The organism is Mycobacterium sp. AT1 (assembly GCF_002043095.1).
Taxonomy (GTDB): Bacteria; Actinomycetota; Actinomycetes; order Mycobacteriales; family Mycobacteriaceae; genus Mycobacterium.
Map to the genome: position 1 here is coordinate 24,407 of NZ_MVOC01000022.1, position 11,501 is coordinate 35,907.

Below are 11,501 nucleotides of genomic sequence, written 5' to 3' on the forward strand. Positions count from 1 at the left end.
GGCGGCATGGTTACCCCGGCGCGAACCGAGCCAGGGACTCGCGTGGATCGGTCCACCGACGAAGACGTGGCCACCGAGAGTCCCTGGGTCACCCTCGTCTGGGACGATCCTGTGAACCTCATGTCGTACGTGACCTACGTGTTCCAAAAGCTCTTCGGCTACAGCGAACCGCACGCGACCAAGCTCATGATGCAGGTGCACGAAGAAGGGAAGGCCGTGGTGTCGGCCGGAAGTCGGGAGTCCATGGAGATCGACGTGACCAAACTGCATGCGGCGGGCCTGTGGGCCACGATGCAGCAGGATCGCTGAGTCCGGCAGCGTGCGGAAGTGGAAGCGTGTGGAAGCCGCTGACGGAGCGCGGTTTCGGTCTGCCCTTGCAGCCCACGAGGCGGCGCTGCTCGAAAGCCTGGTCAACTCCCTGATGGAGATGCTCGTCGACCGCGAAACATCTTCGCCCACCGACGAACTCGAAGAGCTCACCGGCATGCGGACGGGTCACTCCCAGCCGCCGGAGGACGACACGATGTTGCGTTTGCTGCCGGACTTCTTCCGGCCGCAGCACGACCATCCGGCGGGCTCGCGCACCGCGGAGAGCCTCAACAGCGCCCTGCGCAGCCTGCACGAACCCGAGATCATCGAAGCGAAACGTCATGCGGGACAACGCGTGTTGGACACCTTGCCCGCTGGCGGCGGCAAGTTCGAGATCGCCGAGGACGACGCGCATTGCTGGGCCTCCTGCGTCAACGACATCCGGCTGGCGCTCGGCACGATGCTCGAGATCGGAGCCGACGGCCCCGACCACCTGCCTCCCGAGCATCCGATGGCCGGGCACCTGGACGTGTACCAGTGGCTGACGGTGCTGCAGGAGTACCTGGTGCTCGGGCTGTTGGGCAAGCGCTAGTGACGGGCTCGATCACCGACGTCTCCGGCATCCTGGTCGGCAACCACCAGCGCCTGGATCCCGACGCGACATTGGGCGCAGGCTGGGCGTGCGGCACCACCGTCGTCCTGGTCCCGCCCGGCACCACCGGTGCCGTCGACGTCCGTGGCGGCGCTCCGGGCACCAGGGAAACCGACCTGCTCGACCCCGCCAACAGCGTGCGCTACGTCGACGCCGTCGTGCTCACGGGCGGCAGCGCCTACGGACTCGCCGCCGCGGACGGCGTCATGCAGTGGCTCGAGCAGCACGATCGCGGCGTCGTGATGGACGGCGGCGTGGTCCCGATCGTGCCCGCCGCGGTGATCTTCGACCTCCCCGTGGGCGGGTGGCAGTGCCGCCCGACCGCCGAATTCGGTGCGGCCGCGGCCGCCGCCGCCGGTGTCGAGGTACCGATGGGCAACGTCGGGGCCGGGGTCGGCGCCCGCGCAGGCGTGCTCAAGGGCGGGCTCGGCACGGCGTCGGTCACCCTCGACGACATCGGGGTCACCGTCGGTGCCGTCGTCGCGGTGAACTCGGCAGGCAACGTCGTCGACCCCCGCACCGGACTGCCGTGGATGGCCGACCTCATCGCCGAGCTGGGCCTGACCCCGCCACCCGCAGACCAGATCGCGGCATTCGCCGAGCGCGACGCCGAGCTCTCACCGCTCAACACGACCATCGCCGTCGTCGCCACCGACGCGGCGCTGAGCAAGGCGGCCTGCAAGCGTGTGGCCGTCGCCGCGCAGGACGGCCTGGCCCGCACCATGCGGCCGTCGCACACCCCACTCGACGGCGACACCGTCTTCGCGCTGTCGACCGGTGCCGTCGAGGTGTCACCCGCGTCGGACACCCCTGCCGCGATGTCACCGGAGACCAAGTTGACGACACGCGTCGGGGCGGCCGCCGCCGACTGCCTGGCCAGCGCGGTGATGGCCGCGGTGCTGGCTGCAGAGACGATCGCCGGCGTCCCCAGCTACCGCGACCTGTTGCCGGGAGCGTTCACCACCTAGGACACCATCCGGCGCCGGTAACCTCGGTGGGGAGCGGAAGGGACGGCAATGGCGACGAGCGGACCAGGTCTCACGGCGGACCCGAAGAAACCCGGCTGGATGATCGGCGGCGCCACCGTGCTCGCCTTCGTCGCACTCCTCTACGTCGTCGAGGCCGTCGACCAGGTGTCCGGCAGCCGGCTCGAGCAGGACGGCATCCGACCGCTCGAGGTGGACGGACTGTGGGGAATCCTGTGGGCACCCCTGCTGCATGCCAACTGGGCGCACCTCGTCGCGAACACCGTGCCCGCGCTGGTTCTCGGCTTCCTGGTGTCGCTCGCCGGGATGGCCCGCTTCGTCTACGCGACCGTCATCGTGTGGATCCTCGGAGGACTCGGCACCTGGCTGATCGGCAACATCGGCGCCCCCGCAGGAGTGGAGACCAACCACATCGGGGCCTCCGGGCTCATCTTCGGCTGGCTGACGTTCCTCATCGTGTTCGGGTTCTTCACCCGACACGCATGGCAGATCGTCGTCGGCATCGTGGTGTTCCTCGTCTACGGCGGCATTCTGTGGGGCGCCCTTCCCGGCACGTTCGGGGTGTCGTGGCAGGGTCACCTGTGCGGTGGCGTCGCCGGGGTGTTCGCCGCCTACGTGCTGTCGGGGCCGGAACGCCGGGCGAGGGCGAAGCGCCCCACTCGAACCGTGCCGCGCTCGGCCGTCTGAGACTCCGCGGAGCTTTGCTGAAATGAGGCGTTCGCCACACTCGCCGCGCGCCGACCGCCTCGTCTCCGTCGGCGTCACGCCAGCTCGGAGGTCACGTACCTGCCACTTCGTGACACTCGGAACCAATTGCGCTCATGTTTTCGTCACGCGGTGATCGGGCATGGCAAGCTGATGGACGTGCGAGTCACCGTACTGGGGTGTTCCGGTAGCGTCACCGGGCCGGATTCGCCTGCTTCGGGCTACCTCGTCACTGCGCCGGACCCCCCGCCGCTCGCCGTCGACTTCGGTGGCGGAGTGCTGGGAGCGCTGCAGCGGCACGCCGACCCCGGGACCGTGAGTGTCCTTCTCTCGCATCTGCACGCCGACCACTGCCTGGATCTGCCCGGGTTGTTCGTGTGGCGCCGCTACCATCCGACGCCGCCCAAGGGCCGCGCGTTGATGTACGGACCCGCCGACACCTGGTCCCGGTTGGGGGCGGCGTCCTCGCCCGAGGGCCGCGAGATCGACGACTTCACCGACATCTTCGACGTCCGCCAGTGGGTAGACAACGAACCGGTGCAGATCGGCGCACTGAACGTGCTGCCCCGCTTGGTATGTCATCCGACGGAGTCCTACGGCATGCGCTTCACCGATCCGTCCGGGGCGACGCTGGTCTACAGCGGTGACACCGGTTACTGCGACGAACTGATCGAGTTGGCCACCGGCGCCGACGTCTTCCTGTGCGAGGCGTCGTGGACCCACGCCGCCGACCGGCCGCCGAATCTGCACCTCTCGGGGACCGAGGCGGGCCGCGCGGCCGCCAAGGCGGGCGTGCACGAGCTGCTGTTGACCCACATCCCGCCGTGGACGTCGCGCGAGGACGTCATCAGCGAAGCCAAGGCCGAGTTCGACGGTCCGGTGCACGCCGTCGTGTGCAACGAGACGTTCGAGGTTACGGCGCACTAGTCCCTCGTCCGCACCCGTTAGGGTTGGCGGGTGTCCAGACGAGAAGACGGAAGACTCGACGACGAGTTGCGACCGGTAACCATCACCCGCGGCTTCACCAAGCATCCGGCCGGATCCGTGCTCGTCGAGTTCGGCCAGACCCGCGTGATGTGCACGGCCAGCGTCACCGAGGGCGTGCCGCGCTGGCGCAAGGGCTCCGGGTTGGGCTGGCTGACCGCCGAGTACGCGATGTTGCCCGCCGCCACCCACACCCGCTCGGACCGCGAGTCGGTCCGTGGCAAGGTCGGCGGCCGCACCCAGGAGATCAGTCGGCTCGTCGGCCGATCACTGCGGGCGTGCATCGACCTCGCCGCACTTGGCGAGAACACGATCGCCATCGACTGCGACGTCCTCCAGGCCGACGGCGGCACCAGGACCGCGGCCATCACCGGCGCGTACGTGGCCCTCTCCGACGCCGTCACCTACCTGTCCGCGGCCGGACGGCTTTCGGACCCGAGGCCGTTGTCGTGTGCCATCGCGGCGGTGTCGGTCGGAGTCGTCGACGGGCGGGTCCGGACGGATTTGCCGTACGAGGAGGACTCCCGCGCCGAGGTCGACATGAACGTCGTCGCCACCGACACCGGGACCCTCGTCGAGATCCAGGGCACCGGGGAGGGCGCGACCTTCCCGCGTACGACGTTGGACAAGATGCTCGACGCCGCGCTGGCCGCCTGCGACCAGTTGTTCGTCGTGCAGCGCGAGGCGCTCGCGCTGCCGTACCCGGGGGAGCTGCCCGAGCCGAAGACCCCGGCGAAGAAGGCGTTCGGAAGCTGACCGAGACATGACCGACCTGCTGGTCGCCAGTCGCAACCCCAAGAAGCTGGCCGAACTTCGCCGCGTCCTCGACGGCGCAGGCGTGACGGGCCTGCGGCTGTTGTCACTCGACGACGTCGCGCCGTTCGAGGAAGCGCCCGAGACGGGTGCCACGTTCGAGGAGAACGCGCTGGCCAAGGCGCGCGACGCGTATCGGGCCAGCGGTCTGCCCTCGGTCGCCGATGATTCGGGGCTTGCCGTCGACGCGCTCAACGGAATGCCCGGTGTGCTCTCGGCGCGGTGGGCAGGTGCCCACGGCGACGACGTCGCGAATCTCCAACTGCTGCTTGGTCAACTGCGTGACGTGCCCGACGACCGGCGCGGTGCGGCGTTCGTGTCGGCGTGCGCACTGGTGTCGGCATCCGGCGAGAGCGTCGTGCGTGGGGAGTGGGCCGGGCGCATCGCCCACGCTCCGCGAGGCGACGGCGGATTCGGCTACGACCCGATCTTCGTGCCGACCGGCTCGGACCGTTCCGCAGGTGAACTGACCCCGGCCGAGAAGGATGCGGCGTCTCACCGTGGGCGAGCCCTCGCGCTGCTGCTGCCCGCATTGCGCGCGTTGGCCTGACCGCTGGTTTTACGTAGCGTAACTAACGTGTAGCGTTCGACGGCGTGGGTCGACGCGTTGCAGGGCCGGAGAATGCGCCGTTGCCCACGGCGCACCCGAGCGTGTTGATCGCCGTCCTGGCGGCGGCAGGCATCGGCGTGTCGCTGATGCAGACCCTGATCATTCCGTTGCTGCCCGAGCTGCCAAAGCTGCTGAACGCCAGCGCATCCGACACGTCGTGGGCGATCACGGCGACGTTGTTGACCGCCGCGGTGGCCACGCCGGTCTTCGGCAGGCTCGGCGACATGTACGGCGCGAAACCGATGTTGATCACGTGCGCGCTGCTGCTGATCTGCGGATCGGTGCTCGCCGCCTCGACGAATTCCCTGATGCCGCTGGTGGTGGGCCGGGGGTTGCAGGGCTTCGGCTTCCCGATCATCCCGCTGGGCATCAGCGTGCTGCGGGCGTGCGTGCCGGCCGAGAGGGTCGGTGCGGCAATGGGTCTCATGAGCGCCTCCCTTGGAGTGGGCGGCGCCCTCGGCTTGCCCCTGTCGGCGGTGATCGCGCAGCACTACGACTGGCACATGCTGTTCTGGTTCGCCACCGCTCTCGGGGTGGCCGCCCTGCCGATGTTCCTCTTCCTGGTCCCGCACGTGCCGCCGCGCACCCGGGGTCGGCTGGATCCGGTCGGTGCGGTGCTCCTGGCGGGTGGGCTCGTCACCCTGCTGCTCGGCATCTCGAAGGGCCAGGGCTGGGGTTGGCTGAGCGCACCGACGCTGGCCTCGTTCGGCTCGTCGGTGCTGATCTTCCTGGTGTTCGGCTGGTGGGAGCTGCGGGTGTCCTCGCCGACCATGGATCTGCGAACCACGGTCACGCGGCCGGTGCTGGCCACCAACGTGGCATCGGTCGCGGTGGCGTTCGGCATGTTCGGGTTCTCCCTGGTCGCCCCGCAGATCATGGAGATGCCGCGGGAGACCGGCTACGGACTGGGACAGTCGATGCTGGCGACGGGGCTGTGGCTGGCCCCGGGTGGTCTCGCCATGATGGTGACTTCGCCGCTCGCTGCGCGGATCGCCGCCGTGCGCGGGCCGCGGTTCACCTTCGTGATCGGTGCGCTCGTCATCGCGGTGTCCTACGCCGCAGGCATCGCGTTTCTGGCCGCGCCGTGGCAGATCATGGTGCTCAACGTGGCCGTCGCCGGAGGAGTCGGATTCGCCTACGCGTCCATGCCCGCGCTCGTCAACGCGGCCGTGCCGATCTCGGAGACCGCCGCCGCCAACGGCATCAACGCCCTCGCCCGATCACTGGGAACGTCGATCTCCAGTGCGGCGATCGGTGCCATCCTGGCCGGGATGACGGTGTCCTACGCCGGCGCGGCGGTGCCGTCGATGGCGGGATTCCGTACGGCGATGGTGGTGGCCGCCGTGGTGGCAGCCATCGCGGCGGGCCTGGCGCTGTTGATCCCCGTCGCGGCGGCCGAGGCCACCGAGGAGTCGGTCGAGGTCGAGCGTCAGAGGTCGTAGTCGGCCTTGACCTTCTTGGTCTGGAAGTGCTCCACGATGATGCCCAGAAGCGGGATGGTTCCTGCCAGCAGCACGCCGATGGTCTTGCCGATGGGCCAGCGCACCTTGGTGGCGAGGTTGGCGGCGGACAACAAGTACGCGAAGTAGATCCAGCCGTGGATGGGCGCGACGATCCACAGCAGCGGCCAGTCGACCTTCACGATGTACTTCAGCACCATCTCCGCGCACAGTGCGATCAACCAGATGCCGGTGGCCCACGCCAAGATTCGATACGCCTTGAGCGCCTTGCGGATCGACTCCGTCGGAGTGCGCGTCGGGTCTTCGGCAACCGGAGCTTCGGGTTCGGGGCTGCTCATGTCGTGGTCCTGTCGTCGGTGTCGGGGCGGCGGCCGTCGGCCTTGGCGAGCTCGGCCAGGTACGCGTTGTACTCGGAGAGCGTGGGGTCGTCGTCGTGGTGCGCCGCGGCCTTGGGCCGCTCGGGCAGCAGACCGTCGGGAATCTGGGTCGGCTTGTCGTGGTCCGGCCGCGGCGGCGGCGCCTCTTCGTAGCGGACGAACTTGTAGTACGCATAGAAGCAGAAGCCGCCGAACATGGGCCACTGCAGGGCGTACCCGAGATTCTGGAACGAGCCGGACGCGGACTCATAACGCGTCCACTGCCACCAGGCCAGCGCCAGGCAGCCCGCGGCGGCGACGAACACCAGCGCGACGAGCGCCGGTCTCCTACGCCGTGTAGTGGACATTCGTCCACGGTACCGCGACGGACTTGGGTCCGATGAATTCGTCTAGGCGTGCGGTGGCTGCCCTCCCCGCCGTCGAGATGGGAAGCACCACCGACACGAGTTCGGGATGGAGACGCAGGTACGATTTCACGCACTGCGGGCGTGATGGAATTGGCAGACATGATGGCTTTAGGTGCCATTGCTCGGAAGAGCGTGGGGGTTCGAGTCCCCCCGCCCGCACTCTCACGTCGACCGGGACGTCCTGAACCGACTTCGGTAAGCGCTCGGCGTGATTCCCAGCTCGCGGTGAAACAGCCGGCGCAACGACTCGCTCGACCCCACCCCCGTCTGCTCGGCAACCTGGTCCAGCGTCGCGTGGCTCCCGGTCAGCGCCGCGCACGCCGCCTCCAGCCGGGTCCGGTCGACGAAGTGCGCTGCGGTGTGGCCGGTTTCGGCGAGGAACAAGCGCGACAAGTGCCGCGGGCTGACGCCGGCCTCGGCCGCGAGGCTGGCCAACGTGTGGTTGCGGCGCGGATTCTCGGTGATCGCGTCCATCACCACCCGCACCACGGAGTGGTCGGTGGGCTGTGCGTCGAGACGCACACTGAACTGGGACTGGTCACCCGGGCGCGCCATGAACACGACGAGATCCCTGGCGACCTCTCTGGCCATCACCGGGCCGTGGTCGTGCTCGATCAGCGACAGCACGAGGTCGATGCCCGCGGTCACGCCTGCGGAGGTGACGTACTTGCCGTCGGTGACGAACAACGACGCCGCGTCGACGATGACCTCGGGATAGCGTGCGGCGAGTTGGCGCGCGAGCTTCCAGTGCGTGGCGGCGCGACGACCGTCGAGCAGCCCCGTCGCCGCCAGCGGGAACGCGCCCGCACAGATGGAGACCGTGCGTCGGCTGCGCTGGGAGAGGTCGCGCACCGCCGCGACGAGCGCGGTGTCGGTGACGCTGGCCTGCCAGTTCGGCGACCCGGGCACCAGTAGCGACCCGAACGTTGCCTGAAGGTCGTCGACGCGTGCGTCCGCGCCGTGCCGGGCGCCCGAGCTGGCCACCACGTCGGCACCGTTCAGCGAGGCGTGGGTGATGCGGTAGGCCGCGCCGAGGGCGTTGGCCGAGGCGAACGCGTCGATCGGACCCGCGACGTCGAGCATCTGGACGCCGTCGTACAGCAGCACCACGACGTCGTGCGCTCCCATGTCCATATCTGAGGGTTTCATGGCCACGCGCGCACGGCGTCACCGAGGCGTGCACGCCGATAGTCGAGGTATCCGGTCGACGACCCCGCCGACCGTGACCACCATTCGAAGGGACGAGAACATGACCGAGACCATCGGCGGCGTAGCCATTCCCGACAGCGCACTGGCCAAGGACGCGACCGAGCTGATCCGAGACACCACCAACGAGTTGATCTTTCACCACTCGCGCCGGGTGTTCCTGTTCGGAAGCCTTCAGGCACGCAAGTTTGGGATCACTCCAGATGCCGAATCGCTGTACGTCGCAGCGCTCTTCCACGACACCGGGCTGGTACCGCCGTATCGGGGCTCCGCCCAGCGCTTCGAGATGGACAGTGCCGACGCCGCCCGGGCGTTCCTGATCTCACACGGCCACTCCCGTCCGGAGACCGACGTCGTCTGGACGGCGATCGCGCTGCACACCACACCCGAGGTGCCGTACGGGATGGATCCGGTGATCGCCGCGACCACCGCGGGCGTGGAGACCGACGTCCTCGGGCTCCGGTTGGACGCGATCGAGCGCGCCGATCTCGACGCCGTCACCTCGGCGCACCCGCGGCCGAACTTCAAGGCCGAGATCCTCCGGGCGTTCACCGACGGCTTCTCCGACCGCCCCGACACGACGTTCGGCACCGTCAACGCCGACGTCCTCGAACACTTCGTCCCCGGCTTCCGGCGGACCGACTTCGTCGACGTCATCACCAACTCGGCCTGGCCGGAGTGAGGGGTTACAACCCGATCTTGCCCAGCGCCTTGCGGAGCACACCGCCGGAATGACCGGTCGGAGGCTGGCGGTCGGCGTAGGGCCACGGCCGATTGCGTTCGGGCACCGAGGACGCCCGCGCCTGCTTGAGCTGCATGCGCAGATGCGCGCGCACGTCGTGCAGGGCCGGGTCGTCCCACCGGTTGTCGGTCTCGATGGGATCGGCGGTCAGGTCGTAGAGCTCCCATTGGTCGTCGAGCGGGTCGGTCCGGTACGCCTCGCCACCGATGCCGTTGGTGGCCAACTGGCGCACGCCGGGCTCGGTCCACGTCGACGGATCGTCGAAGGTGCGGACCAACTTCCACAGGTGGCCGGCGCCGCCGGAGGCGTCGGCGTCGTCCACGCGGACCACCAGGCCCTCGAAGTTGGACGCCACGTGCGCGGGAATCCTGATGCGCAGTGGCGCAGGAGGATTCACCGTCAAGCCCAATCCGCGGGCCGCGGCCGACGCCCCGGTGTCGCCCTCCAACACGTTGTCCCGCGTCATCAGATAGATGGCCCGACCGTCGTCGGCGGCCGCGCCGTTCACCACCGGCATGAGGTCGCGGCCGGGTAGCGGGTGCACCTCCGAGAACGACTCGGAGAGCACGTCGGCGACCACGTCGACGTCGACGCCCGCCGCGGCGAGCAGGGTCGGCACCAGGTCGACGTGTGACGTCGGAGCCGAGACGACCCGGGCCGTCGTCGCGTCATCGCCGATGCGGGCGACGACGAACGGCACCCTGGTCGCCTCGTCGTACAGGTTGAACCACTTCTGGTGCAGGCCGCCGTGAGCCCCGAGCAGGTCCCCGTGATCCGACGTGCGCACCAGGACGGCATTCTCGGACCCACCCTCGGTGACCGCGCGGCGCACCCGGTCGAGCGGTCCGTCCACTTCGGCGTGCAGGCGGTAGTACAGGTCGCGATACTGCTGGGCGTTGCGCTTGTATGCGCGGCCGATCGCCTGCGCGGGACCGTACCCCGAGTAGTAGGACTCGCGGAACGCGATCTGCGCAGCCGGCTTGGTGCGCAGATCTTCGTCTGCCGTCGGCGGGGCTGGCACGTGCGGCGGATCCAGCGACGGCGACGCGGCCAGTGGACTTCGGCGTTGCCACGCCGGGAACAGGACGATGTCGTGCGGGTTGACGAAGCTGGCGACCAGAAGGAAAGGGCGCAGCGCGGCCTCGTCACCTGAGCGGCGGCGTTCGTAGCGGTCCTTCAGCCAGGCGACGACACGATCAGCGAACAGTGGATCGCGGCGAAAACCGCTGTTGGACAACGCCGCCCCGTGTGGCTCGGGGCCGACCCAGCCGGAGAAGCCGTACGGGCCAAGCGGGTCGGCGTCGAGGTAGCGCCGAACCGCGGCCTCGTCGACGACCCCGTCGTCGTCGTTGGTGGCCAACGGTCCGCCGGTGGCGGGGTCCTCGAGATCGGCGTGCGAAATGTGCCACTTGCCGTCGTAGTGGGTGTCGTAACCGGTGGCTCGGAACCAGTTGCCGAGCGTCGGCACCTCGCCACTGCGTAGCCACCGCAGCCGGGAATCGTCGTAGCGCTTGCCGATTCCGTCGGTCTGGGTCACCCCGTGCAAGTCGGGATACTGGCCGGTGAAGATCGTCGGGCGACTCGGCACGCACGCCAGCGACCCCGTGTAGTGCCGCGTGAAGCTCACGCCGTTCTCGTCGAACCACCGCCTGCCGCCGAGGGCGCGCCGGCGCCAGGCGAGCAGATCGGGCGACTCGTACGGCGGTATGGCGCGTTCCTCGTCGGTCATGAGGATGACGACGTCGGGTCGTCGAGGATCGGTCACGGGGTGTTCTCCGTTCGTCGGGCCAAGCCGGTTAGCATCGAATCGGACAGCTTGGCCATGGTGCGGCAGACGGCCCATTCGGCCGCACCGGCCACTGGACCTGGGCCGATCTCAACACTGCTCGTCAACGTGACCCGCGTCGTGGTGCCGAACGTTCGCAGCGTCCAACGGTTGGCGACGGTGCGTAGCCGGCGGGGCAGGCCTTCGACGTCGTATGCCAGTGCGACGGCCGGATCGAACTCGGTGATGCGCTCCACCAGCACGTTGCGCCCGACCTGGACGCGACGCGTCGTGCCCTTCGCCGCACCGCCGGGGCCGTGGTTGAGGATGCACGAGTGGTCGACGTCGTCCGCCCACGCACTGAGTGATCCGAAGTCGGCGAGAACATCCCAGATAGCCTGCGGCGGGGCGGTTATCGTGCGGCTGCGGCTGATGTCTGCCACCCCGCCATCAAACACCATCGGGGACCGCCACGGGAGCTAGTC

At 69.1% G+C, this 11,501-nt stretch carries 14 protein-coding genes and 1 tRNA gene; 10 read left to right on the forward strand and 5 right to left on the reverse strand.

What is annotated here, in order from left to right:
* Positions 1–6 precede the first annotated feature (6 nt).
* The 8 genes from clpS to B1790_RS10925 all read left to right on the forward strand — a co-directional run bounded on the left by clpS (position 7) and on the right by B1790_RS10925 (position 6,501).
* Positions 7–309: an ATP-dependent Clp protease adapter ClpS gene (gene clpS / locus B1790_RS10890; RefSeq protein WP_079923235.1), complete on the forward strand. Its 303-nt coding sequence runs from the start codon at positions 7–9 to the stop codon at positions 307–309.
* Between the two features lie 10 nt (positions 310–319).
* On the forward strand, positions 320–901 hold the full coding sequence (locus tag B1790_RS10895; protein WP_079923236.1) for a DUF2017 domain-containing protein: 582 nt from the start codon (positions 320–322) through the stop codon (positions 899–901).
* The gene (locus B1790_RS10900; protein WP_079923237.1) at positions 901–1,929 is read left to right on the forward strand and encodes a P1 family peptidase; all 1,029 of its coding nucleotides are present in this window, start codon (positions 901–903) and stop codon (positions 1,927–1,929) included. Before B1790_RS10895 ends, B1790_RS10900 begins: the two co-directional genes overlap by 1 nt.
* A 48-nt stretch (positions 1,930–1,977) precedes the next feature.
* On the forward strand, positions 1,978–2,634 hold the full coding sequence (locus B1790_RS10905; RefSeq protein WP_079923238.1) for a rhomboid family intramembrane serine protease: 657 nt from the start codon (positions 1,978–1,980) through the stop codon (positions 2,632–2,634).
* 171 nt (positions 2,635–2,805) lie between these two features.
* Positions 2,806–3,579 carry a cyclic nucleotide-degrading phosphodiesterase gene (locus B1790_RS10910; RefSeq protein ID WP_079923314.1) on the forward strand — a complete coding sequence of 258 codons (774 nt, stop codon included), beginning with the start codon at positions 2,806–2,808 and terminating at the stop codon, positions 3,577–3,579.
* Between the two features lie 30 nt (positions 3,580–3,609).
* Positions 3,610–4,392: a ribonuclease PH gene (gene rph / locus B1790_RS10915; RefSeq protein WP_079923239.1), complete on the forward strand. Its 783-nt coding sequence runs from the start codon at positions 3,610–3,612 to the stop codon at positions 4,390–4,392.
* Positions 4,393–4,399: 7 nt separating this feature from the next.
* Positions 4,400–4,999: an RdgB/HAM1 family non-canonical purine NTP pyrophosphatase gene (rdgB, locus tag B1790_RS10920; RefSeq protein ID WP_079923240.1), complete on the forward strand. Its 600-nt coding sequence runs from the start codon at positions 4,400–4,402 to the stop codon at positions 4,997–4,999.
* A gap of 44 nt (positions 5,000–5,043) precedes the next feature.
* A complete protein-coding gene (locus B1790_RS10925) occupies positions 5,044–6,501 on the forward strand; it encodes an MFS transporter (RefSeq protein ID WP_255407265.1) in 1,458 nt (485 codons plus the stop codon).
* Here B1790_RS10925 and B1790_RS10930 read toward each other — a convergent pair.
* Together B1790_RS10930 and B1790_RS10935 are read right to left on the reverse strand one after the other, a co-directional pair.
* Positions 6,489–6,857 (reverse strand): DUF3817 domain-containing protein, encoded by a 369-nt coding sequence (locus B1790_RS10930; RefSeq protein WP_079923242.1) that lies wholly within the window; start codon positions 6,855–6,857, stop codon positions 6,489–6,491. The genes B1790_RS10925 and B1790_RS10930 overlap by 13 nt on opposite strands.
* Positions 6,854–7,243, reverse strand: coding sequence for a hypothetical protein (locus B1790_RS10935; protein WP_079923243.1), 390 nt, complete (start codon positions 7,241–7,243; stop codon positions 6,854–6,856). The genes B1790_RS10930 and B1790_RS10935 overlap by 4 nt, the downstream gene beginning before the upstream one ends.
* 135 nt (positions 7,244–7,378) lie before the next feature.
* Here B1790_RS10935 and B1790_RS10940 point away from each other — a divergent pair.
* Positions 7,379–7,462, forward strand: a tRNA-Leu gene (locus B1790_RS10940).
* A 3-nt stretch (positions 7,463–7,465) separates the two neighbouring features.
* On the opposite strand, the gene B1790_RS10945 is transcribed toward B1790_RS10940, so the two are convergent.
* The gene (locus B1790_RS10945; protein WP_142271243.1) at positions 7,466–8,431 is read right to left on the reverse strand and encodes a GlxA family transcriptional regulator; all 966 of its coding nucleotides are present in this window, start codon (positions 8,429–8,431) and stop codon (positions 7,466–7,468) included.
* A 121-nt stretch (positions 8,432–8,552) separates the two neighbouring features.
* On the opposite strand from B1790_RS10945, the gene B1790_RS10950 reads away from it, so the two are divergent.
* Entirely contained in the window at positions 8,553–9,191 is a 639-nt protein-coding gene (locus tag B1790_RS10950; protein WP_142271244.1) for an HD domain-containing protein, read from the forward strand.
* A gap of 4 nt (positions 9,192–9,195) precedes the next feature.
* Here the strand turns inward: B1790_RS10950 and B1790_RS10955 are convergent, their stop codons facing one another.
* A complete protein-coding gene (locus tag B1790_RS10955) occupies positions 9,196–10,980 on the reverse strand; it encodes a sulfatase-like hydrolase/transferase (RefSeq protein WP_233165064.1) in 1,785 nt (594 codons plus the stop codon).
* A 32-nt stretch (positions 10,981–11,012) separates the two neighbouring features.
* Positions 11,013–11,477 (reverse strand): SRPBCC family protein, encoded by a 465-nt coding sequence (locus tag B1790_RS10960; RefSeq protein WP_079923246.1) that lies wholly within the window; start codon positions 11,475–11,477, stop codon positions 11,013–11,015.
* Positions 11,478–11,501: the final 24 nt, after the last annotated feature.